The organism is Peptoniphilus sp. BV3C26 (assembly GCF_000478985.1).
Classification (GTDB): domain Bacteria; phylum Bacillota; class Clostridia; order Tissierellales; family Peptoniphilaceae; genus Peptoniphilus_B; species Peptoniphilus_B koenoeneniae.
Window position 1 is genome coordinate 1 of the sequence record NZ_AWXB01000052.1, and the last position, 22,365, is coordinate 22,365.

Annotated in this window: 23 protein-coding genes; 3 read left to right on the plus strand and 20 right to left on the minus strand. The window is 33.2% G+C overall.

Translation table 11 applies throughout. From position 1 onward, the window contains the following. Window positions 1-68: 68 nt before the first annotated feature. From HMPREF1253_RS05455 to murB, 8 genes are all read right to left on the minus strand, one after another. The gene (locus tag HMPREF1253_RS05455; protein WP_023055761.1) at window positions 69-587 is read right to left on the minus strand and encodes an NYN domain-containing protein; all 519 of its coding nucleotides are present in this window, start codon (window positions 585-587) and stop codon (window positions 69-71) included. Beyond that, window positions 584-1,303, minus strand: a complete 720-nt coding sequence (gene rlmB, locus HMPREF1253_RS05460; protein WP_023055783.1) for a 23S rRNA (guanosine(2251)-2'-O)-methyltransferase RlmB — start codon at window positions 1,301-1,303, stop codon at window positions 584-586. Before rlmB ends, HMPREF1253_RS05455 begins: the two co-directional genes overlap by 4 nt. Then, the gene (gene thyX, locus HMPREF1253_RS05465) at window positions 1,300-2,067 is read right to left on the minus strand and encodes an FAD-dependent thymidylate synthase (protein WP_023055772.1); all 768 of its coding nucleotides are present in this window, start codon (window positions 2,065-2,067) and stop codon (window positions 1,300-1,302) included. The genes rlmB and thyX overlap by 4 nt, the downstream gene beginning before the upstream one ends. Continuing rightward, complete coding sequence (locus tag HMPREF1253_RS05470; protein ID WP_023055760.1) at window positions 2,064-2,480, minus strand: Mini-ribonuclease 3; 417 nt, start codon at window positions 2,478-2,480, stop codon at window positions 2,064-2,066. The genes thyX and HMPREF1253_RS05470 overlap by 4 nt, the downstream gene beginning before the upstream one ends. Next, entirely contained in the window at window positions 2,465-3,853 is a 1,389-nt protein-coding gene (cysS, locus tag HMPREF1253_RS05475; protein ID WP_023055766.1) for a cysteine--tRNA ligase, read from the minus strand. Before cysS ends, HMPREF1253_RS05470 begins: the two co-directional genes overlap by 16 nt. Before the next feature lie 169 nt (window positions 3,854-4,022). Then, window positions 4,023-4,463 (minus strand): NUDIX domain-containing protein, encoded by a 441-nt coding sequence (locus tag HMPREF1253_RS05480; protein ID WP_023055769.1) that lies wholly within the window; start codon window positions 4,461-4,463, stop codon window positions 4,023-4,025. 108 nt (window positions 4,464-4,571) lie between these two features. Next, entirely contained in the window at window positions 4,572-5,405 is an 834-nt protein-coding gene (gene rapZ, locus HMPREF1253_RS05485; protein WP_023055773.1) for an RNase adapter RapZ, read from the minus strand. Further along, window positions 5,405-6,286 carry a UDP-N-acetylmuramate dehydrogenase gene (gene murB, locus HMPREF1253_RS05490; RefSeq protein WP_023055770.1) on the minus strand — a complete coding sequence of 294 codons (882 nt, stop codon included), beginning with the start codon at window positions 6,284-6,286 and terminating at the stop codon, window positions 5,405-5,407. Before murB ends, rapZ begins: the two co-directional genes overlap by 1 nt. A gap of 66 nt (window positions 6,287-6,352) precedes the next feature. Between murB and HMPREF1253_RS05495 the strand changes: the two genes are divergently transcribed. Continuing rightward, window positions 6,353-7,018: a hypothetical protein gene (locus HMPREF1253_RS05495; protein ID WP_023055774.1), complete on the plus strand. Its 666-nt coding sequence runs from the start codon at window positions 6,353-6,355 to the stop codon at window positions 7,016-7,018. A 38-nt stretch (window positions 7,019-7,056) separates the two neighbouring features. Here the strand turns inward: HMPREF1253_RS05495 and gltX are convergent, their stop codons facing one another. Genes gltX through trxB form a run of 3 tightly spaced genes read right to left on the minus strand, consistent with a single transcriptional unit; the run spans window position 7,057 to window position 10,399 of the window. Then, window positions 7,057-8,538, minus strand: coding sequence for a glutamate--tRNA ligase (gene gltX / locus HMPREF1253_RS05500; protein ID WP_023055782.1), 1,482 nt, complete (start codon window positions 8,536-8,538; stop codon window positions 7,057-7,059). Between the two features lie 47 nt (window positions 8,539-8,585). After that, window positions 8,586-9,455: a patatin family protein gene (locus HMPREF1253_RS05505; RefSeq protein WP_023055768.1), complete on the minus strand. Its 870-nt coding sequence runs from the start codon at window positions 9,453-9,455 to the stop codon at window positions 8,586-8,588. Next, complete coding sequence (gene trxB, locus HMPREF1253_RS05510; protein ID WP_023055759.1) at window positions 9,455-10,399, minus strand: thioredoxin-disulfide reductase; 945 nt, start codon at window positions 10,397-10,399, stop codon at window positions 9,455-9,457. Before trxB ends, HMPREF1253_RS05505 begins: the two co-directional genes overlap by 1 nt. 95 nt (window positions 10,400-10,494) lie before the next feature. On the opposite strand from trxB, the gene HMPREF1253_RS05515 reads away from it, so the two are divergent. Beyond that, window positions 10,495-12,162 (plus strand): DUF2207 domain-containing protein, encoded by a 1,668-nt coding sequence (locus tag HMPREF1253_RS05515; RefSeq protein WP_023055758.1) that lies wholly within the window; start codon window positions 10,495-10,497, stop codon window positions 12,160-12,162. Window positions 12,163-12,214: 52 nt separating this feature from the next. Beyond that, a complete protein-coding gene (gene fni / locus HMPREF1253_RS05520; RefSeq protein WP_023055757.1) occupies window positions 12,215-13,231 on the plus strand; it encodes a type 2 isopentenyl-diphosphate Delta-isomerase in 1,017 nt (338 codons plus the stop codon). Between the two features lie 106 nt (window positions 13,232-13,337). On the opposite strand, the gene HMPREF1253_RS10495 is transcribed toward fni, so the two are convergent. From HMPREF1253_RS10495 to dnaB, 9 genes are all read right to left on the minus strand, one after another. Further along, window positions 13,338-17,000 (minus strand): S-layer homology domain-containing protein, encoded by a 3,663-nt coding sequence (locus HMPREF1253_RS10495; RefSeq protein ID WP_023055784.1) that lies wholly within the window; start codon window positions 16,998-17,000, stop codon window positions 13,338-13,340. A gap of 200 nt (window positions 17,001-17,200) precedes the next feature. Continuing rightward, the gene (locus tag HMPREF1253_RS09950) at window positions 17,201-17,350 is read right to left on the minus strand and encodes a YvrJ family protein (protein WP_023055767.1); all 150 of its coding nucleotides are present in this window, start codon (window positions 17,348-17,350) and stop codon (window positions 17,201-17,203) included. A gap of 26 nt (window positions 17,351-17,376) precedes the next feature. After that, a complete protein-coding gene (locus HMPREF1253_RS05530; protein WP_023055787.1) occupies window positions 17,377-17,592 on the minus strand; it encodes a DUF2922 family protein in 216 nt (71 codons plus the stop codon). A 12-nt stretch (window positions 17,593-17,604) separates the two neighbouring features. Continuing rightward, complete coding sequence (locus HMPREF1253_RS05535; protein WP_023055763.1) at window positions 17,605-17,790, minus strand: hypothetical protein; 186 nt, start codon at window positions 17,788-17,790, stop codon at window positions 17,605-17,607. Further along, entirely contained in the window at window positions 17,771-18,271 is a 501-nt protein-coding gene (locus tag HMPREF1253_RS05540) for an N-acetylmuramoyl-L-alanine amidase family protein (protein WP_023055778.1), read from the minus strand. The genes HMPREF1253_RS05535 and HMPREF1253_RS05540 overlap by 20 nt, the downstream gene beginning before the upstream one ends. A gap of 146 nt (window positions 18,272-18,417) precedes the next feature. Beyond that, window positions 18,418-19,203: a type III pantothenate kinase gene (locus tag HMPREF1253_RS05545; RefSeq protein ID WP_023055776.1), complete on the minus strand. Its 786-nt coding sequence runs from the start codon at window positions 19,201-19,203 to the stop codon at window positions 18,418-18,420. Continuing rightward, window positions 19,200-20,141, minus strand: a complete 942-nt coding sequence (locus HMPREF1253_RS05550) for a P1 family peptidase (protein ID WP_023055765.1) — start codon at window positions 20,139-20,141, stop codon at window positions 19,200-19,202. Before HMPREF1253_RS05550 ends, HMPREF1253_RS05545 begins: the two co-directional genes overlap by 4 nt. Before the next feature lie 41 nt (window positions 20,142-20,182). Then, window positions 20,183-21,040, minus strand: coding sequence for an undecaprenyl-diphosphate phosphatase (locus HMPREF1253_RS05555; protein ID WP_023055786.1), 858 nt, complete (start codon window positions 21,038-21,040; stop codon window positions 20,183-20,185). Between the two features lies 1 nt (window position 21,041). Further along, a complete protein-coding gene (gene dnaB / locus HMPREF1253_RS05560; RefSeq protein WP_023055785.1) occupies window positions 21,042-22,361 on the minus strand; it encodes a replicative DNA helicase in 1,320 nt (439 codons plus the stop codon). Window positions 22,362-22,365: the final 4 nt, after the last annotated feature.

Sequence of the window (22,365 nt, forward strand, 5' to 3'; positions counted from 1 at the left end):
GCTCTACCTACTGAGCTACGATAGCATTAGCTATATTTTAATTTTAAAGGACAAGTTTGTCAATCTTTTCATTGATACTCGTCCTTTAATTTTTCTAATAATTCCATGTGTCTTGTCATGGTGTTTATTTTATCTTTTTTAAGTTCTTTTGTTTTTCTTTTTATTTTCTTTTTGCCTTCGAGGATTTCATTTTCCAGTTCTCTTGCAGAAAGCCTAGTCCCACCTCTTGATAAAATAAGTTGCTGCTCCATGTTGTCTGATGTTGCTACTCTTACTGTGTGAAGTCTTCCTATTTTATCAAGTTCATGTTCTATATAGGCGTCTGCAGTTTCAAATTCTTTTGTAAATACTACGTCTATGCCCTTTCTATGAAAGGTTGAGCCGGGAGATTTTTTTACTTTATAACCGTCAAAGACCAGGATTATATATTCACCTGTTACGTTACTGTGTTCAGCCAACATATCCATTAAAAGTTCTCTTGCCAGCTCCAAGTCCTGAACTGATATTTCTTTAAGTTTTTGTATGTGGTTCAATATATTGTATCCATCTACAAAGAGATACTTCCTGTTCTTTTTATAAATTTTCATTTTGCTTGTCTCATTACTTCAAATATCATTATTGCAGCTGCACATGAAGCATTAAGAGAGTTTATATTTCCTTTCATGGGTATGGAAATTATTTGGTCACAATTTTTTTCTACGCTGTGGCCAAGACCTTTTCCTTCATTTCCTATTACAAGGCATATATTCCCTCGCAAGTCGCTTTCATATATGGAGTCCCCTTCCATATCTGCTCCATAAACCCACACGCCCTTTTCTTTAAGCTTTTCTATTGTTTGTGATAGGTTTACTACTCTTGATACTTTTACACGCTCTATGGCCCCTGCTGAGGATTTATAGACTGCATCATTTACTAAGGCAGATCTTCTCTTTGGAATTATTATTCCTGTAAAGCCTGCTGCCTCTACACTTCTTGCTATGGCTCCGAAATTATAGGGATCTTCTATTTCATCAAGGATAATAAGGCGAATTGTTTGGTCTTTTGCCTTTGCTTCTTCTATCATTTCATCTAAATCTGTATAGTCGAATTGACTTACAAGGGCAACTATGCCTTGATGGTTTACATCTCCTACCATTTCAAATATTTTTTTCTTATCGCATTCAGTCAAGACTACTTTTTCTTCTCTTGCCATGGCAAATATTTTATTTGCTGATCCTGATAAATTTTTAAGAGCGTAAAGTTTGTCGACTTTTTTTGCTTTTAAGGCTTCTATTACTGCGTTTCTTCCATATATATAAGTCATTTTACACCTAAATTTCTAAATTTTTCCCTTACTTCATTTATTTTTCCGCAAGTCATTTTTCCTTCAGGACATGGTCCTTTTACACATCCGGGACCTGCATCTTTAAAGATTACAGGACTTATTTTTTTGAGTTCTTCAAGCATCTTAGTTGCTAAATCTCTTATTTCCCACTGAGCTCTGTTGCAACATCTAAGTTCTAAAAAGTGAAGAAGACTTCTCACGTTCATTGTGAAGACAAGTTTTGTTTCGCAGGCGTTTGGAAATACATATCTTGCATCTTCTATAGATTCCTTTGTGGCGGATTTTTTTGCCTTTTCTTCTTCCATACCTTCTGCAATATATTTTTGAGCATTATCTTTTATTAAAAGTTCAGAGATTTTTCTATAGGCCTCTTTGTCATTTTCCATTGTCTCTTTAAATATTTTTAAAGCTTCTTTATTTTTTGCAATTTTGGGAGGCACTATATATTCAAAGTTGTTAAGCTCCACATATCTTTGGGATTGTTGAGAGTAGCTGGCAATTCTATGTCTTACCAATTGATGACTTAAAGTTCTTGAGACCCCTTCTACTGCAAAGGTAAAGCTTACATGTTCAAGGGGTGAAACGTGAGAAAATCCCATAAGCATTTTTATAAATTTTTCCGTTGCTTCCTTATCTAACTTTTCTTTTATTTCATCTACCCCGACTTTTGAATAGCAAAGCTTTGCTGCTTGAGCTATTAAAAGGTCAGGATCAGGTGTATGTGCTATTATTTCAACTTTCATTTTTCCTCCATCAAATCAATTAATTGTGACATTCTTAAGTCTTGCCCTGTTAAATATAAATATCCAAATAGGGCTTCAAGGCCTGTGGCATTTTTATAATCTATGACGCTGGCATTTTTGGCCATGGTGTGGGGCTTTGCATTGCGGCCTCTTTTAAAAATATAAATTTCATCTTCTTCTAACAAATCCATGATTTCCAGGATTTTTCTTGCTTGAGCTGAAGCTTTTACCTCTCTTGCCGATTCTCGATGAAGAGTTGAGGCTTTTTTATTTTTATTTAAAACTTTTGTGCGGATAAAAAGTTCATAAACTCCATCGCCTATAAAGGCAAGGGCAAGGGGTGAATATTGCCTTGCCTGGTCCTTTGTTAAAATTTTTCCCTTACTTAAAAAAATATTTAAATTCTCGTCCACTTGGTTCCATTCCTTGAATCTTTTATTTCAATTCCCATCTCTTTAAGTTTATCTCTTATTTGGTCAGCCTTTGCAAAATCTTTATTTTTTCTCGCATCTTCTCTTTCTTTTATAAGATTTTCAACTTCTGAGTCAATGTCTTCTTTTTCCATTTCGAGGATTCCCAAAACTTTTGTAAGTTTCATTAAATAATTTTGTGCAAGTAAAAGATCTTCCTTACTTGAATTTTCATTAAGATCAGTATTTATTATTTTTACTATGTTAAATATTGCCGTTAAAGCGTCTGCCGTATTTATATCATCTTCCATGGAAGCTTCAAAGAATTTTCTTTCTTCTTCCAATTTTTCTTTCAAGTTTTTAGATTCTATACCTTCCTTTGCATCTTTCATTAAATTTTCAAGTTCTTCTTTTGCGTTATAGATTCTTTGCAAAGCATTTTTACATTGATCCATTATGTCTCTTGAAAAATTAATAGGATTTCTATAGTTGGCAGTTAAAAGAAAATATCTTAAAACTTCAAGATCAAATTCCTTTGAAACTTCACGAATTGTGAAGAAATTTCCCTTACTCTTACTCATCTTTTCATTGTCAACTGTAATCATACCGTTGTGAAGCCAAAATCTTGCAAAGGGCACTCCGTTACAAGTTTCACTTTGAGCAATTTCATTTTCATGATGAGGAAATTGTAAATCTTCTCCTCCTGAGTGAATGTCAATAGTATCTCCAAGGATAGTCTTAGCCATTACAGAGCATTCTATGTGCCAACCCGGTCTACCTTGAGACCAAGGTGAATCCCAATAGGGTTCTCCTTCTTTTTTTGCCTTCCAAAGAGCAAAATCTCCTGGATGTTTTTTATGTTCACTCACATCAATCCTAGCTCCAGACATTAATTCTTCAATATTCTTTTTTGAAAGCTTTCCGTAGTCTTTAGCCTTTGTTATATCAAAGTAAACATCACCGTTTGATTCATAAGCTGCACCTTTTTTTACAAGAGTGTCTATAAATTCAACCATTTCCTTTATCATATGAGTAGCTCTGGGATTTATAGTTTCATAATCGTATAAATGCAAGCCATTTGCATCAACTTTAAACTCTTTTATATACCTGTCGGCTATATCTGAAACTTGCACTCCTTCTTCATTGGCTTTTTTTATCATCTTATCGTCAATATCAGTAAAATTAACAACAAATTTTACTTCAAGGCCCTTGTATATGAAATATCTTCTTAAAGTATCAAAAATTACAAGGGGTCTGGCATTTCCTACGTGGATAAAATTGTATACTGTTGGGCCACAATTATACATTCTCACATGGCCTGGCTCTATAGGTTTAAATTCTTCTTTTTTTCTTGTAAGTGTATTATATAGTTTCATGATACCTCCTAAATTTTAAAAAAAATAATCGTCCCAAAGAGACGATTCCACTCAAATTCATTTAGATAAAGCTCCCGCTATAAGCAAAATAGACGCATCTGTCAAAACTTGCCAAAACATCTTTCACCAAGGGATGTTCTCTCTTTGTAACAAGGCTTTTGACCTTTTTCTATTTTTTCGCTTCTATTAATTTTTCAGCAGAGTTGAAAAAATCTCTGTAATAACTGAGATTAAGTAAAATTCCTTCATCTATCATCCTAAAAATTTCATCAACTGAAGCAATTTTTGCATCTTCAACCTCTTCTTCCTGAAGTTTTACATCTTCAAGATTTACATTCATATCTATAAGATAAATATAAAAGATTCCGCTATTCTCTCTGATAATTCTCTTTAAATATATTTTATCCCTATCTAAGTCTATGCCAAGTTCTTCTTTTGTTTCACGCAAAAGTCCGTCAATAGGTTCTTCTCCGCTAATAACAGACCCTCCAACAGAACAATACCACATTCCTCCAAAAGATTTTTTTCTCTTTGAGCGTTTTTGAATCAAATAAGTTTCCTTGCCGGTCCTTATCCAACCTTCAACTATAATATGATACTCTCCTGACAAAAGAGGTGAGCCCTTTTTTACAACTTTATACTTTTTTTTCCATTTTTATTGTAAATATCCCAATACTCAGTCATAATTTCCTTTATTATACTTTATTTTAAATAAATTTTAAACCTTATCTCTATGGGAAACTTCAACGCTATGGCCCAGGTCACTTAGTCTTTTTCCCACTTCATTTGCTATTGCAACAGACCTGTGAAATCCTCCTGTGCATCCGAAAGCAACTACTATTATAGTCTTGCCCTCTTTCTTATAATTTGGAATTAAAAAGTCCAACATATCTACGCACTTGTCAATAAACTTTTGAGTAACTTCCCACTTCATTACAAAATCTTTTACAGGCTTTTCCTCTCCGCTAAATTCTTTAAGTTCCTCTATATAGAAGGGATTAGGTAAAAATCTAACATCAAAAACTAGGTCCGCATCCTTTAAAATTCCGTTTTTAAATCCAAAAGAAACAACGGAAACTGTAAAATCACTTTTTCTTGTTTTAAATAAATTTGTAATTTCAAACTTTAATTCGCTTGTCTTTTTATTCGAAGAATCAATAATATAATCGCTTCTTTTTCTTATTTCTTCAAGCAAGGTCTTTTCTTTTCTGTAACCTGCAACAATGGATTTATCAAGGGGATGGGGCCTTCTTCTCTCCTTGTATCTCTTGATAATAACTCCCTCACTTGCTTCAAGAAAGACAATTTTATAAGTTACATTTAAAGATCTTAAGACTTCAAGAGAACTGGAAAAATTTTTAAAAAATTCTCCACTTCTTAAATCAACTACAGCAGCCACCTTGTCCACCGGAGAAGACTTGGCAATTTCGGCAAACTTTGGTAAAAGCTCCGGAGGAAGATTGTCCATGGAAAAATATCCCAAGTCTTCCATAATATTAAGAACTTCAGATTTTCCAGCACCACTCATGCCAGTTATAATAATTATTTCCATCAATCCACCCCAATAACTTTAAGTTCTCTTTCCAGTTCAACCCCAAAATTATCAAAAACAACTTTTCTTACAATTTCTATAACTTTTAAAATGTCCTTGGCACTGGAATCTCCATAATTTACAATAAAACCGCAGTGCTTTTCACTTACTCCACAGTTTTTATATCTAAAACCCCTTAATCCAGAATCATCTATTAACTTTCCGGCAAAATATCCCTGAGGTCTTTTAAAAGTAGAACCGCAACTTCTAAGTTCAAGAGGTTGTTTAGACTTTCTCCTATTGTCAAAATCCTCCATTTTTTCTTTAATCAAAGATTTGTCGCCTTTTTTTAGTTCAAAAGTTGCAGAAAGGACAATTTCTTCATTTTTTAAAGCTCTTGAATTTCTGTAAACAAAATCCATATCCTCATTGTTTACCTCAATAATTTTAAAATCTTTAGTTAAAAGCCTTACACTTTTTACAATGTCTTTCATTTCTCCCTCATAGGCTCCAGCATTCATAATCATAGCTCCACCTATAGATCCGGGAATTCCATGAGCAAACTCCATATTTGAAAGAGAATTTTCATAAGCAATTTGAGCAGCTTTTTTAAGAGTTGCCCCTCCCTCAGCTGAAATTAAATTATCCTTTACTTTAATTTCATTAAAGGTATTTTTAAGCATTATAACAAGACCTCTTATTCCTCCATCCCTAATTAAAACATTTGTGCAATTACCAAGAACAGTAATGGGAATTCCTTCATTCTTTGCTGTTTTTATTGCTTCTATTAATGAATTTTCGTCTTTAGGGAACAAGAGTATATCTGCAGGTCCGCCAATACCAAAAGATGTATATTTATAAAGTCCTTCATTTAAAAGAACTTTTCCGAATTTTTCAAACATTAATTCACCTCATACATATTAATTATAACATTAAAATGGGTAATAAGTTAAAGAAAGGATGATTTTATGGATAAAGCTAAACTTACAATGGAAGCCTTTTTATATAGGGAACTTTTATCTGATAAGATTTTTTTAAAAGATGTTTTAATTCCTATAAGAAGGGCTTTTTATACGAAAATTTATGACCAATATAAAATGAAAATTTTTGAACTCCAAACCCTTTGTCAAGTTTTAAGAATGGATTTAAATAAAAATTTAAGTTTAAATTTAAAGCAGGAAAAAAATCTTGCAAGAGAGTTTCTTAAAATTGATGAAAATAATTTGTATTTAGAAAAAGTTGACTCTCTATTAAACCTGGATAGTCAAAAATTTGAAAAAGTTATTAAAGAAATAATAAACCTCTTTAATCCCTATGAATATGACTTGAAAGAAGAAGAATTTGTAATTTGGGAAAACTTTAAAAAATATACAGAAGACTTAAATTTACAAGAGCTTATAAAAATTCAAAATAATAATTTAATAAGGTCCTGTGTTTTAAAAAAGGATTTTAACTATAAAAAAGAAATCGAAATTAAAAAAGATGAAATTAAAACTTTAACAAACAATTTACATGACATACCCCTTGAATTTTCAAAAGAGGAAATTGATGAATTAAAATTTATGGTAAAAAGTTTGGAAGAAACTTATGGCACTTTAAAAGAAAATGCAAATATTAAAAAATTTGACAAATAAAAAACTTTACCCCAGTTTATCTAGGGTAAAGTTTATTTTTATTTCAAATATTTTTTACTTGAATTAAGTCTTTTTAAAAGATTTTCTTTTCCAAGTAAAAGTATAATGTTATTTAATTCCGGTCCGTGAACATTTCCGCTTATAGCAGCTCTTACAGGCATATATAAATCCTTCCCTTTAATTCCTGTTGCCTTTTGAATTTTTTTCATAACTGTTCTTGAAAATTCATCGTCAACTTCTTCTAGGGAATTTAATTCTTCAATAAATTGATCTATTAATTGAAGTACATGGTCTTTTTTTAGTTCTTCAAGAGCACTCTCTTCTTTTACATTTAAATCGCCAAATAAAAATTGAACTGCCTTAGGCAAATCTTCAAGCTTATCCAAACCATCTCTAACAGTTTCCACAAGAATCTTAAACCATTCAAAATTATTGTCAATTTCTTCTTCAGTCATAAGACCCGATTCAATCATATAAGGCTTTTCCAATTGACATAACTTTTCCAAATCATAGTCTTTCATATAATGAGAGTTGACCCAGTTAAGTTTATCAACATCAAAAATTCCCCCTGATTTTACAACTCTATCAAAGCTGAATTTAGGAATTAAATCTTTTAAAGTCATTATTTCTTCATCATCTTCCGGACTCCAACCTACAAGAGCAAGATAATTTATAAGTCCTTCCGGTAAATATCCCCTCTTTTTGAAATCCTCAACAGAGACATCCCCTTCACGTTTTGAAAGTTTCTTGTGATTTTTATTTAATACTGTGGGAAGGTGAACAAACTCCGGAGCTTCCCAACCTAAAGCTTCATATAAGAAAACATGCTTAGGTGTTGAAGCAAGCCATTCTTCACCACGAACAACATGGGTAATCTTCATCAAATGATCGTCAACTACAACTGCCATGTGGTAAGTTGGAAAACCATCGCTTTTCATAAGAACCTGATCATCAATTTCATCTGTATTTATAGTTACATCCCCTCTTACCAGGTCATGAAATTTTATAAATCTGTTCCTTGGAAGTTTAAGTCTTACTACATACTCTTCCCCATTAGCAATTCTTCTTTTAGCTTCTTCAATAGGAATTGAACGACATCTTCCATCATATTTTGGGACTTGTCCCTTTATTCTTTGTTCTTCTCTTAAATTATCAAGTCTTTCCTTGCTGCAAAAACAATAATAAGCATGACCTGATTCAATAAGTTTATCTACATATTTTTTGTAAATATCAAGACGGTTTGATTGAATATAAGGTCCGCATTGACCCTTTTCTGTAAGTTTTCCTTCTTCGTTTAGGATTACTCCTTCATCAACTTCTATTCCCGCCCATTTTAATGATTGAATTAAATTTTCTATGGCACCTTCTACATATCTTGTTCTGTCCGTATCCTCTATTCTCAAAATAAAATCGCCATTATTGTGTTTGGCGAAAAGATAATTATATAGAGCCGTCCTTAGGCCTCCGATGTGGAGAAAACCTGTAGGACTTGGGGCAAAACGAACTCTTACTTTGTCCATTAAATCACTCCTAAGATTAAATTAAATTTATTATATCACAATTTTTTCTATATTCCTAAAAAGGCAAGCCAATCCCTATATTCATTTAGGCCTTGAAAATATCCCTGTTCATAATTGTCCTGAAGTTTGAAAAGATTTGTTTCCGTGCTTTCAACCGCCTGGTTTTTCGCATAGACAATATAGGCCTTTCCCTCTTCTTTTAACTTTTCCAATCTGTCCAAATCCCTGTTATATCTCTTGTATCTTGTAATCATGGCATTAGCAACATGAGGATAACTTTTAAAGGATTTTTTTATTAATTCCTTATGCTTAATAGGCTCTTTTCTGTAACCTTCAGGTCTTGTTAAAACAGCAAAAATTTTTTGGTAGCCATCTCTTAAAGCCATATCCAGGCTTATTCCATAACCCAGGCCTCCATCATAATAGACCTGACCTTCAAACTCAGTAGGTTGCATAATATAGGGTAAAGACGAAGAAGCTCTTATGGCCTTTCTAAGTTTTTCCATGGAATTAAGTTGCCTTTTGTTCCAATATTTCATTCTTCCTGTGTTGGCATTAAAAGCCCCAATTCTTATTTTTGCGGGATTTGCATAAAACGTTTCAAGGCTTATTATGGAATCAGGATAAGGATCCCAAGATTCAAAAATATAATCTGAATTAAAAAAGCCCTGTCCCTTTAAAAGATTTTTTATGCCTGCAACATTTTCATCTCTCACAGAATCGACGAAAGATCTCTTGGCACGAATTCTATCCCTTAATAAATAGTTAAAAACATGAGTTGAGCCTGCAGAAATACCTGATACATAATCAAAATAAATTCCCTTTTCAAGAAGAACGTTTAAAATGCCTGCGGAGTATGAATTTCTCATACCCCCGCCTTCAAAAATAAGAGCAGTATCAAATACATTTGACTTCATTATTCATTAAAACCCTCATAAAGAGTTCCCTCTTGCTCTTCAATATACTTGTAGGCGTTTATGGCAGCTATTGTGCCGTCCCCTACAGCAGTTGTAAGTTGTCTTACAGTCTTAACCCTTATATCTCCTGCAGCAAAAACTCCATCAATGTTTGTTCTCATTTCTTCATCAGTTAAAATATAACCGTCTTTCATATTTATTTTGCCTTCATAAATCTCAGTTTCTGGGACATAGCCTATAAATACAAAAACTCCAAAAGGTTCGTCCTTTGTGATTTTTTCTATATCTCCACTCTTATTATTTTTAATATAAAGTTCCTTTAAGGTTTTATCTCCCTTAAGCTCTGTGACCTGACTATTCCAAATAAAATCAATCTTTTCATTTTTAAAAGCCTTAGCCTGCAAATCCTTTGAAGCACGAAGTTCATCTCTTCTGTGAATTATATGGACTTTCTTAGCAAAATTAGTTAAATAAATAGCCTCTTCAACAGCAGCATCTCCGCCACCTACTACATAAACTTCAAAACCTTCATAAAAAGCTCCATCGCAAGTTGCACAATAGCTTACGCCTCTTCCCTGAAAATCTTCTTCACCAGGAACCCCAATTTTTCTCGGACTTGCACCACCTGCAATAATTACAACTTTTCCTTCATATTGGTCAAACTTTCCTTTGACTTTTTTTATTTTTCCCTCAAGATCCACTTCAATAATATCGTCATTTACAATTTGACAGCCAAACTTTTCAGCCTGATCTTTTATTGTAAAAGCCAAATCAATTCCGCTTATGCCAGGAGCACCTGGATAATTTTCCACATCATTTGTGTTTGTTATTTGTCCCCCTTCAACGGATTTTTCTATAACTAAAGTTTTTTTCTTATCTCTTGCGCCGTAAAGACCTGCCGTAAGCCCTGCAGGACCTCCACCAATAATTATAATATCGTACATGTCTTCCCTTTCCTTTTTTTATATTTTACACATAATAGTTTACCCTAATAATAATATATTTCACAAATTTTTGATATAATTAATTTGGTGATAATATGAAATTAAAATTATTTTTATATAAATTTTGTAAGTTTGTACTTTTGTTTTTTATTTTTTCTTCTCTTTTTCTCTTTCCCAGGAAAATTTTTGCAGAAGAAATTTCCGTAAACTTTGACACCCATGTCTTAATTAAAGATAACGGAAGCCTGTATTTTGAAGATGATATAGTATATAAATCCAAAAAAAATGAAGACGAAGTAATAAGAAGCATATATAAACCTAAAAATTCAAAAATAGAAAAACTGACAATTTCCATAGGCAATGAAAAATTGACCCTGGATACCAATGCAAAAAAGGGTTATTCCAAATCATACACCTTGGACGAAGAAGAAGACAGGATTCTTATAAAAATTTTCAATCCCTTTGAAAGTACCTTAAATTTAAAAATGTCCTATGAAATTTCAAACCTTGGAAAAATTGGCAGCGACACCGGATATTTTTCCTATACTTTTTTCAAAGACCTTGAAAATAAAATCGATTTTTTTAAAGGAGACCTCTTTTTTGAAAATGGAATTTCTAAAGAAACAAGTCCATTTTTATACTCATCTGGCAAAAAAGAAATTAAAAACGTAAAAAACGGCTTGGAAATCAAAGTAAGAGATATAAAAAAAGGTGGCTATTTATTTTTGGACCTGGGTTTTGAAGAAGAAGCCATACCCTTTTCAACTCAAAGGACAGATATGACATTAAAGGGCCTTAAAGAAATCCATAAAAATAGCGGCAGGCTATCCTTTTTAGACGGAGATAAAAATAAATTTTCTTATTTTATTTCCACCGGAGCAACAATTTTTTCCTTCCTAATTTTCTTATATGCAATTTATTTATTTAATTTAAGAAGAAAAACAAAGGAAGAAGACCCAAATATAGTAAGTTCCTTAGAAGCCTCCTACCTTCTAAAAGGCGACGGAAGTTTACAAAACCTTATTCTTGCAAATATTTTAAGTTTACAAAGAATTAAGGCCCTGGAAATAAAAAAAGAAGACTATGTAACAAAATCTGGCAAGAAAAAAATAAGTTATTTATTTATTTTAAATCCTAAAAAACTTTCTCAACTGCAAATTGAAGAAAAAACCTTTATAGAAAATTTCTTTAAAGATGAAACTATCATAAGCACAAGAGATATTGCAGAAAAAATAAAAGCCGGACCGGAATTTTATTTACAATTTAACGAATATTCAAAAAGTTTAAAATATAAACTGGAAAATTTAAACCTCTTATACAAAATTGACACTTACAAGAAAAAAGTTATTAAAATTTCCCTTCTTGCAATAATTGTATACAGCCTTTCAGTATTAAACTTTAAACCCATAAATATTATTTCATCTACAATATTTACAATATTTTCCATATCCCTCATGTTTTTATCAATGCTTTATAAAACTCCAAAGGGAAACTATTTAGTAAACTTTTACAATAAAAAAACCGTGGAATACGAAAAAAACGAAGACTTTGAATCCTACACAAATGAGGATATAATCGCAATGATAAGCCTTGGAATAGATGATAAAAAAATATACGAAGCCCTGGGCAAAATGCCCCTTAGTAACTTCTTTGACAGGAGCATTTTTAAAACATTTAAAGAAGACCCCGAAAAATATAAAATTTTTTCAGAAAACTTTTACAATTCTTTTTTAAGTGATATTGTATTAAAATCAAAAAAATAATTATATTAACATTTTTCATTCTTGATGATATTATTAAATACAGGAGAAATTTATGAGAAAATATAGAAAAAGAGAACATATCGAAAGTTTTTTAAGATCAAGTTTCCTTGGAAACCCCCTTTTTGAAGATGTTTTTTTGCCCCACAATTCCCTACCGGAATGTGATTTTGACGAAATAGACACATCAACAAGGTTTTTAAACAAAAAAATAAACTTTCCCCTTATGATTAACGCCATGACCGGTGGTTCAGAATTTACCGAAGACATAAATAGACAACTTGCAGAAATCGCAAGAGAATTTAACATCCCCATGGCAGTAGGCTCACAAACAATAACCCTGGAAGATGAAGACTCCATTGAAAGCTTTAAAATTGTAAGAGAAATTATGGGAGACTCAGGAGTAATCCTTGGAAATCTTTCCGGTCGTGCAAGCATAAAAGATGTAAAATTTGCAGTAGACATGTTAAAAGCGGATGGAATCCAAATTCACTTAAATCCCGCTCAAGAACTTGCTATGGAAGAAGGAGAAAGGTCCTTTAAAGGAATCCTCTCAAACATAGAAGAAATTGTAAAAGGGTCTGAAGTACCTGTAATTGTAAAAGAAGTTGGCTTCGGCATGTCAAGAGATGTAGCAAGAAGACTTTACAGTGTAGGCGTAAGACACATAGACGTTTCAGGATTCGGCGGAACAAATTTTATGGAAGTGGAAAATTTAAGAAGACCGGAAAATGATCTATCAGAACTATATTCCTGGGGAATACCCACAGCCCTAAGTCTACTTTCAATTAAAAACCTTAACCTAAAAGACCTATCCTTAATAAGCTCAGGAGGAATTAAAAATTCCATGGACCTAGTAAAAAGTCTTGTCCTTGGAGCAGACATGGCAGCCATGTCCGGAGAAATACTTTCATACCTGATTCACGGAGGATATGAATACACAATGGAATACCTGGAAAATATTATGTACAAAGCAAAAATCATAATGCTTTTAACAGGCTCCAAAAATGTAGAAGAATTAAAAAAATTGCCCTTTACAATAAGTGGCACACTAAAAGAACTTTCAAAATAATTTTTAAGATTTTAAAAAAATCAAACCACTAATAAAGTTTTGATTTCCAAATTTAAGGCACAAAAAAACACGCATTTCTGCGTGTCTTTTTTTATCTTTCTATAATTTATTTTTCTATAATTTTTATCCAAGTTTCTGGTATACTTCCTTTTGCTCTTTGATATTCATGGGAGTTAGCTGCTTCCATAATTTCACAATAAGCCCAGTGGCTTTCGCTTATATCTGTAAAGTGAATTAAATCTTTCTTTACGCCACTTAAACCTTCTAAGGTTACATTACGACGGGCATATTGATTTAAAATTCTTGCTGCTTCTGCTCTTTGAATATATGCATCAGGTCTAAAGGTGCCATCTTCATAGCCGGCAATACGTCCATTGCCATAGGCTTGATTAATAGCTTCTTCAAATTCGTGACCTTTTACATCGGCAAAGGGTGCTATCTTATCATTTTTCTTGTCTATATAGTAAATAGCTCTTGCAAATTCTCCACGAGTAATCGGTTGGTTAGGACGGAAGTTGCCGTCTTTATCTGCAAACATTAAATCCTTTTTAACCATAATATTAATAGCTGAATTGTACCAAGCTGATGGTGTGTCTTTAAAGTTTGGCTTAGTATTATTGGTCATGTCAAGATTTGCCAAACGAGCTATTAAAGCTGCTGCTTCTGCTCTTGTCATCAATCCTTCAGGACGAACACTTCCATCTGTATATCCATAAAGATATTTGTAGTGGCGATTTATTTCCATATCTTCAATAATTTTAAAGAAACCTAATGATTTTTGATTTTCTTTATTTTGAAGACCAGGATTATTTGGATTATTTGGATTATTTGGATTATTTTGATCTGATTTTTTATCTTTCCAAATAGCTTTTACAATAGTATCTGCATTTACTTGAATAGACTCCCCTGCTTTTTTAGTTTCCTTACCAACTTGCCATCCGACAAACTCTTTATTTGGCGGGAAATATTCTGGTGCAAATATTTCTGGTAAAACATAGCTTCCACCCTTAAGAAGGATTGAACCATCTATGTTTTGCTTTCCACCATTTGCATCAATAGTTACTGCTACTGGGGTTTTTGTATCATCTGTAGATTTATTATTTGCATCATCTTTACCAAATGCTGTTACAAGTTCTTCTGTCTTGTAACTTCCCTTTTTAAGGGTAATTACACCAGAAGTTCCATCTACTTCTTCACCGTTGTCGACTGGAGTGCCATCTGGAGTGCCATCTTCCTTGGCTAATGACCATGTGCTACCAGTTTTTTTAGCCTTGACTTTTATTTCAGTATTATCAGCCTTCTTGTAGGTTACTGTTACTGATGTTGTGTCCTCATCTCTTGGTGGTGTTATAGTAATATTACCAGTTTTTGTATCCACTTCTACCTTTGGGGGATTTGGAGCAGTTTTATCTGAAACAGTTCTCTTTTCAATTTCAGATTTTAAAATGTCACTAATATCCCCATCATTGGTTTGAGCTGTTATTTGAGTTCCGGATTTTATTTTGCCATTTTTAATAGTAATATTTTTTCCATCTTCGCTTACTTCAAAATCAGTTTTGCCTTCAATAGACCATTTGCCTTCGTCATTTCTAGTAAAGGTTACTGTCTTAGGATCTGTTTCTCCTGCTGGTGTGTAGGTAACATCCATTTTTTTAGCAACCCTATCTTTATCTTTTTCAACTGGAGTGATGGTTACATCACCAGTTTTATCGTCAACCTTGATTTCTGGTTTCTTTGGATAGATTTTGATTGTTTCGCTCTTGTTATCAGATGTTTTCTTTTCTTTATCATTATTTGCGATACCACCATTATCTGTTACAGTTGCAGAGACATCGGTTTTATTTTTGATATCAGAATCCTTTATGGTCACCACACCGGTATCTGGATTGACTGTTACTTTAGAGCCTTCTGGTGTACTCCACTTGCCATTTTCCCCATCCTCTTTTTCTATTATTTCTGTTTTTGGATTACCATCTGGATCAGTGTATTTAACTTCTATTTTCTTGGCATCTGTATCAAGAGGGTTTGGACTTATGGTTATCTCGCCCTTGTCTGCATCTGGTGTGATTGTAGGAGCATCTGGTGCCTTGTTTTCTAGGACCTCTTCCTTTTCAAATTTGGCAACATTGTTTTCTTTGCCAGCTTCAACCTTTACAGTACCGTCATCATTCTTTTGAACAATAGGATTTCCACTACTATCCCAATCTACTTCAACATCATTACCACTTATTATTTTTACATTTCCTTGGTCATCAACTTCTATAAAGGCAGGTATACCATCATTGTATCCTGTACCGTTAGGGAGTTTTGAAACACCATCTTCTCTTGTATTGGCTTTTTTAACAGCTTCCTTAATTGCTTCTTTTTCTTCAGGCGTTAGTTTTTTAGGGTCTCTTACTGGTACATTTGGTATTACATATTCAACAGTAGTAGAATTACAAGCCTTAAACTTATGAGGTTCCTTTACTGTAAGACCAACTTCTTGCTTATAATCAAAACCATTTGGCACATTGATTTCAAAAGTTCCATCAGCATTTACACTAGTCTCTCCTAATTGAGAGGAGTTTTTATCTGTGCTACACTTGCCCGTACAATAATCTTTATTCGCATTATTGTTACCACTTGGCTTTAATATGGCTATTACCTTTGTTCCAGCAGCTATCGTACCATCTGGATCTGGGACAAATGTACCATCTTCGAGCTTTTTCTGTGGCACTAACTTACCTGTGATTTTTGTGTCAGTAACTACTATCTTCTCTACGTTTGTAGCTGCTGAGTATTCGGTAACTTGTTTTACAGTTAAGTTTGGAGCTTGTATTTCATCTGATTTTGAATTATCTTTGTAGGTTACTGTATAAGAGGCAGTTTTAGTACCTACTCCCTCGATTTTAAAATCAACAGACTTAATATCATTAGCTATTTCAGTAGAGTTTGCTTTTTTTAACAAATCTAAAGCTTCAGATTTTTCTTCCTCGCTAACTATATTTGCAACGTATTGTTCTATCCAGATTTCTCCTGTTGGCATTTTTATTTTAGTTTTATATTCATCAGCCTTAGAATTAGGAACTGTATATGAACCTGTGTCACCAACTTTAATTCCTTGATCATCATACACTTCAGCCTCTACTAAATCACCGGCTTTTAGTTTACTTTCTAGTGTTACACTAGGTCTTGAATCATTTTTAGTTAGTGTTAATTCTCCACGTTTAAAATTGTTCACATATACAACTATTCTATATCCCTTTTTTAACTCTTTACTTCTTAATCCAATTTTATCGACTCCAGCTTTGATAGCATTTCCAGCGGTATAAAATGTTACAGTAATAGATGCTCTTTCTGGTCCTGGAGCTTTTTGTGCTGGGGCATTTTTAAGGATAGCTTCATTAATAAGACGAGCCTTAGCTTCCTCATAGTTTACTGATGGATCGGCTTTTGCTTTTCTAAGTTCTGCCTTTAATTCTTCAAACATATCACCATTAAAGAAATAATCATTTTCTAAACTATTTGCCCTATTTTTAATATCTTGAATTTCTTCACCACTTAGGATATTTTCAAGTTCTTTTTCAGCTTCTTTCTTAACCTCTAGTCCATTTTCTGCTTTTGTTTCTTCAATCTTTTTTTCTTGACTTACTATAAGTGTATCAACCTTTGCTTCCTTGGTTTCATTAGCTGCTTCCACCACTCCACTAAGGCTTGGTAAGACTAAAGAAAACGCCAAAGTATAAATACCTAAGGGTTTTAATACTCTGTCTTTAAAATTTTTTTCCATAACTTGGTCCTTTCTCTAAATTTTATTTTCATAAATTTTCATAAATTTTTACCACATATAGTTAATGTACCACTATTTTCCTATTCTTTCAAGTTTTTCGGATTTTTTGTCATTTTTAAGCTCCAATAAAAAACCAGACTTTTAAGGTCTGGACTTTTTAAAAAATTTGAAATTTTTATAAACTTTTAATTTTATAATTTTTATTTTCTCATAATAAGGGAAATATTATTTGACAGGTCTTTTATCGAGTCTGACAGCTCCGTTATTTTTGATTCTATCCTTACTAAAAGAAAAACAGAAACCGCCATGGGAAAGCCTATGTTGGCAATTTGGCTTATGAGTTCTTCCATATAAACACCTCCTATGTAAAATAAGATTAGACAAGAATTTCTTCTTTTACACTAATCTTAACCGCTTGGGTGAATTCTTCAACTATTTGGTCATTTTTCTTGAACATTTTAGCTGAGGCTATGCTTTCTCCAAGATTTTTTGCTATTTCTTTTGTGACTTGCGGGTCGCAGTCTCCAAAGGAAATGGACATGGCTTTTCCATCATCCATGTTGAATTTCAATCTTAAACTTACTCTTTCCATATAAACCTCCTATTAACCGATTTTTACTTCTTCTACTGTATAAAGGCTCACTTCTTTACCTGTATACAATTGTTTTAACAGGGTTAAAAATCCTTGCAAACTTCCTTCTGAACCTGGATTTAGCTCTGGTAAAATTTTTCTTTTAATTATGTTTTTACCTTCCAGGGTTTTACTTACATCACATCTTAATTTTTTCATACTTACTTTTTATAACCTCCTTAAAAATCCACCATCCCTGCCAATTATTTTTACATAGACTTGATGGGCATATTTTTCTTGATGCATCATAGTGCCTTACAATTTTATCGGGTTTTAAGTTGTAAAATTTTGCCAGGCATACTGCAAGATCAGCTGTCCTTTCCATGACTTTTTTAAAGTCCGATCCTTCATTTATGCACATCTCAATCCCCAAACTATTGGAATTTGTGATTCCATAGCGACCTTTTCCATCTCCACAATGCCATGCAGACATATTGTCTTCAATTATTTGGACTATGCCCTTATCATCTACAAAATAATGGGCGCTTGCTTTCCTATTTCCGCCTGCAAAGTACCTGTAGTGGTTTAGGGCATTTGCTCCCGGGGCCTTATTTGCCGTATCGTGAATGACTATATAGGCGATTTTTGTCCCATATCTTGGCGAAAAATTGTAATGAATGAGTCTTTTGTCAATGATCATCTCTTTTTCCTCCTTCACAATATAAATAGCAAATTTTATGAAAAAGTGACAAAAATATATAAAAATATAAGGGAGATTGCTAATAGCCTTTTAAAATAAAAAAACTTGCAGGTATGTATTTTCAATCCTGCAAGGAAAATTTATTTTTATTTATTTTTTGTATTTAGCTTATAAAGTTCCATAAGTCCTTTTAAGGTCAATTCTCTTTCTATTTTTATGGGATATTTTAAATTTTTTGTTAAAAGAGGGGCAAAGCCTCCTGTTGCAAAAATCTCAGTATTTTCTGCTCTTAATTGTTTTTCTTCAAATATTTTATCTATTATGCCCTCTATCATTTTTCTATATCCGAAATAGAGACCTGCCTGCATACTTTCTACAGTTTCATCACAGATTACTTTTTCCGCTTTTATTATTTCAATTTTCGGAAGTTTTGCTGTTCTTGTGGTTAGGGCATCGGCGCTTATGCCTATTCCCGGTATTATAAGACCGCCCATATATTCTTTTTTATCTGTTAAGTAGCAAAAGGTTATTGCCGTTCCCATGTCTATTATTATGGCGTTTTTTTCTGTCATTTTTGAAACAGCCACTGCATTTACTATTCTGTCTGCTCCTATTTCTTTGGGATTTTTATATTTCAATTTTATGCCTGTTTTTATGTCTGATGTTACTATGAGGGGATTTATGTTGAAATATTTTATACTCATTGTTTCAAGAGTATGCATAACGTTTGGAACTACTGATGATATTATTATTCCTTCTATGGTGTCTACTTTTATGCCTTTTGCTTTTAGGGTTTGGTAAAATATCATTCCATATTCGTCATTGGTCTTTTTTTCTGAGGTTGATATTCTAAATTCATAGATTAATTTTTCTTTTTCAAATATTCCGTAGACTATGTTTGTGTTTCCCACATCTATTACTAAAATTCTCATAGGTCCTCCATGGCTAAGTAGCCTTCTTCTGTCTTTGCGTTTTTTACTCCACTTATTATTGCATTTTTTACGCAGATTGACCCTAAAGCTTGTACAAGTGTGGGATCTGCTTCTACTTGTCCTGTTGATAAAACGAAAACTGTATCTCCGTCATATTGGGTGTGAACTGGAAATATACTCATGGCGTAACCGTTGTGGGCCACATTTGCAACTTTTTCTGCCTGAGTCTTATTTAGCTTTACATTTGTTGCAAGGACACTTAGGGTTGTATTTGTGCCTTTGAAATATTTTTCTTTATTTTCTTCCATAAGTTTTAAAATTTCTTTTGGATTATAAAATTCTTTTGTTTTTTTATTTATTGCTCCTGCTATTTTCTTTCCGTCTTCAAATATATCTCCAAAGGAGTTTACTACGCTTAGGGCTGATATTGTAACTTGTCCTACTTTTATTGTGTAGGATCCCAAACCACCTTTCATTGCACTTTCCATGCCTAATATCTTGCCTACTGTTGCACCTAGTCCTACTCCTACATTGCCAAGTCTATTTTCTTTTTCACTGGCATTTTTTGCAGCTTCATAGCCCATTTCTGCATCGGGTCTTGTTTTATAATCTTTGTAGGCTAAATCAAATATTACTGCTCCCGACACAATGGGAACTATTCCTAGACCTACATCAACGCCTCTATTTTCTTCTTCCAAATATTTCATAACGCCTGCTGCTGCATTTAAACCATAGGCGGATCCTCCTGTAAGCATTATGGCGTCAACCCCTTGGACCATGTTTTTTGGATCTAACAAATCCGTTTCTCTCGTGCCAGGTCCTCCTCCTCTTACGTCAACTGCACACACTGTCCCTTTTGGGGGAATTATTACTGTTAGTCCTGTTGCTTGGTTATTGGCGTGTCCGACTTTTATTCCTTTTACGTCTGTTAAATACATAAAAACCTCCGTTTTTTTCTAAAAAAAAATCCCCTGAGGGATTATTTTGTAAAAATTTCTAGGGCAATTACTAAAATTCCCAAGATAATTCTGTAAATTCCAAAAACTTTAAAGTCATGTTTTTTTATATAGGCTAAAAATTTTTTTACAACTATAAGTGCAACTAAAAAAGATACTATAAATCCCACTAAAATAATTATCCATTGGCTTAGGCTCAAACTTACTCCTATTTTAATAATTTTTAAAAATGTTGCGCCTAACATGGTTGGTATTGCAAGATAAAAGGAAAATTCTGCTGCCGTTATCCTATCGGCTCCCAACAAAACTCCTCCTATGATAGTTGCTGCACTTCTACTTGTACCGGGAATCATTGCAAGGCATTGAAATAATCCTATTAAGATAACGGTTTTAATAGGCAGTCTGTCAATGGATGTATATTTCCCAGATTTATCTTTTTTTTCTATTAAAATAATAACTATCCCATAAAAGATAAGGCTTATGGCAACTGTTATGTTGTTAAAAAGATACTTATCTATTAAATCGTCAAACAAAAAACCTAAAACAGCTGCAGGTAAAAATCCTATTATTATTTTTGTCCAAAGTCTTAAAGTCTTCTTATCTGCCAGGGCAAGTTTTTCTTTAAAAGTCAGTCCTTCAAGGGGTCTTTTTAGTTTTCTTTCAAGTTTATTTTTTCCTAAGGGATTTAGGGAATTAAAATAAATAACAACAATTGCTAAAATTGCCCCCAATTGAATAATTACGTTAAAAGCATTTTGAAACTCTTTATTTGAAAGATTAAAAAAATTCCCTGCAAGAATTAGGTGTCCCGTTGATGAAATCGGAAGAAATTCAGTAAATCCTTCTATGATTCCAAGAATTATCGCTTTTATAAAGTCCATTTTATCTCTCCATGTTTAAAAATTTTGTAAATTCTTTTTTGAATACCAGTTTTATTGTTCCTGTAGGTCCGTTTCTATGTTTTGCTATAATAACTTCTCCAACATTGGGTTCTTTTGACTCTTCCTTATTGTAATAATCGTCCCTGTATAAGAACATTACAACATCTGCATCCTGTTCAATAGCTCCTGATTCTCTTAAGTCCGATAAAACCGGTCTATGATCTGAACGAAGCTCCGGTGCTCTTGAAAGTTGTGAAAGAGCTACAACTGGAACGTCCAACTCTTTTGCCAGAGCTTTTAGGGAACGGGATATTGCTGAAATTTCCTGTTGTCTTGATTCAGTTCTGGAGCTTAATTCCATAAGTTGCAAGTAGTCTATAACTACTAAGTCCAGACCCTTTTCAGCTTTTAACCTTCTGCATTTTGCCTTCATTTCTACAGGACTCATGCCTGGTGTGTCATCAATGCTTATGTTCAAATTTTGCAGGACGGTCATGGAGTTTATAACTTTTGTCCATTCTTCTTCATTTAAACTTCCGCTTATGATTTTCATAAGATCTATATGAGTTGCCGCAGAAATCATTCTTTGTACAAGTTGATTTTTGCTCATTTCAAGAGAGAAAACTGCAACTTTGGCGTCTCCTTTTTGAGCGGCGTTTGTAGTTATATTTACCATAAGAGCTGTTTTTCCCATTGATGGACGAGCTGCAATTAAAACTAAATCAGATTTTTGAAGTCCAGAAAGTTTTCTGTCAAGATCTGTAAAGCCTGTTGTAACTCCTGTTAGAGCGTTTTTATTTTGGGCTCTTTTTTCCATAAGGGAAAAGCTGTCAAGAAGGGCTTCTTTTAGTGGTATAAGACCATTGTTCATAGAATCCTGAGTAATTTCAAAAATTGTCTTTTCTGCAATTTCTATTACTGAATTTGCCCTTGCTTCAGGGTTATAGGAGTTTGAAATAATATCATCACTTGCTCCTATAAGTTTTCTTAAGATTGATTTTTCTTTTATGATTTTACAATAAAATTCTGTATTTGCTATTGTTCCCACTGCTGAAGAAAGGCTTGCAAGATAGGACATGCCTCCTATTTCATCAATTACATTTTGCCTTGTAAGCTCTTCACTTACAGTTACAATATCTGCCGGCTCATTTTTTTCATCTAATTCTAAAATTGCACCGTAGATTTTTTGGTGGGCGGGAGAATAGAAATCTTCAGGGAGTAAAATTTCAGAGGCTGCTGAAATGGCATCTCTTGATAAAAGCATTGCTCCAAGGGAAGATACTTCCGCTTCTTCACTGTGGGGAGGAACTCTCATTTCCATTTTG

Coding starts and splice junctions, on each gene's coding strand:
- HMPREF1253_RS05455 (WP_023055761.1), bottom strand. CDS start 587: ATGAAAATTTATAAAAAGAACAGGAAGTATCTCTTTGTAGATGGATAC.
- rlmB (WP_023055783.1), bottom strand. CDS start 1,303: ATGACTTATATATATGGAAGAAACGCAGTAATAGAAGCCTTAAAAGCA.
- thyX (WP_023055772.1), bottom strand. CDS start 2,067: ATGAAAGTTGAAATAATAGCACATACACCTGATCCTGACCTTTTAATA.
- cysS (WP_023055766.1), bottom strand. CDS start 3,853: ATGAAACTATATAATACACTTACAAGAAAAAAAGAAGAATTTAAACCT.
- rapZ (WP_023055773.1), bottom strand. CDS start 5,405: ATGGAAATAATTATTATAACTGGCATGAGTGGTGCTGGAAAATCTGAA.
- murB (WP_023055770.1), bottom strand. CDS start 6,286: ATGTTTGAAAAATTCGGAAAAGTTCTTTTAAATGAAGGACTTTATAAA.
- HMPREF1253_RS05495 (WP_023055774.1), top strand. CDS start 6,353: ATGGATAAAGCTAAACTTACAATGGAAGCCTTTTTATATAGGGAACTT.
- gltX (WP_023055782.1), bottom strand. CDS start 8,538: ATGGACAAAGTAAGAGTTCGTTTTGCCCCAAGTCCTACAGGTTTTCTC.
- HMPREF1253_RS05505 (WP_023055768.1), bottom strand. CDS start 9,455: ATGAAGTCAAATGTATTTGATACTGCTCTTATTTTTGAAGGCGGGGGT.
- trxB (WP_023055759.1), bottom strand. CDS start 10,399: ATGTACGATATTATAATTATTGGTGGAGGTCCTGCAGGGCTTACGGCA.
- HMPREF1253_RS05515 (WP_023055758.1), top strand. CDS start 10,495: ATGAAATTAAAATTATTTTTATATAAATTTTGTAAGTTTGTACTTTTG.
- fni (WP_023055757.1), top strand. CDS start 12,215: ATGAGAAAATATAGAAAAAGAGAACATATCGAAAGTTTTTTAAGATCA.
- HMPREF1253_RS10495 (WP_023055784.1), bottom strand. CDS start 17,000: ATGGAAAAAAATTTTAAAGACAGAGTATTAAAACCCTTAGGTATTTAT.
- HMPREF1253_RS09950 (WP_023055767.1), bottom strand. CDS start 17,350: ATGGAAGAACTCATAAGCCAAATTGCCAACATAGGCTTTCCCATGGCG.
- HMPREF1253_RS05530 (WP_023055787.1), bottom strand. CDS start 17,592: ATGGAAAGAGTAAGTTTAAGATTGAAATTCAACATGGATGATGGAAAA.
- HMPREF1253_RS05535 (WP_023055763.1), bottom strand. CDS start 17,790: ATGAAAAAATTAAGATGTGATGTAAGTAAAACCCTGGAAGGTAAAAAC.
- HMPREF1253_RS05540 (WP_023055778.1), bottom strand. CDS start 18,271: ATGATCATTGACAAAAGACTCATTCATTACAATTTTTCGCCAAGATAT.
- HMPREF1253_RS05545 (WP_023055776.1), bottom strand. CDS start 19,203: ATGAGAATTTTAGTAATAGATGTGGGAAACACAAACATAGTCTACGGA.
- HMPREF1253_RS05550 (WP_023055765.1), bottom strand. CDS start 20,141: ATGTATTTAACAGACGTAAAAGGAATAAAAGTCGGACACGCCAATAAC.
- HMPREF1253_RS05555 (WP_023055786.1), bottom strand. CDS start 21,040: ATGGACTTTATAAAAGCGATAATTCTTGGAATCATAGAAGGATTTACT.
- dnaB (WP_023055785.1), bottom strand. CDS start 22,361: ATGGAAATGAGAGTTCCTCCCCACAGTGAAGAAGCGGAAGTATCTTCC.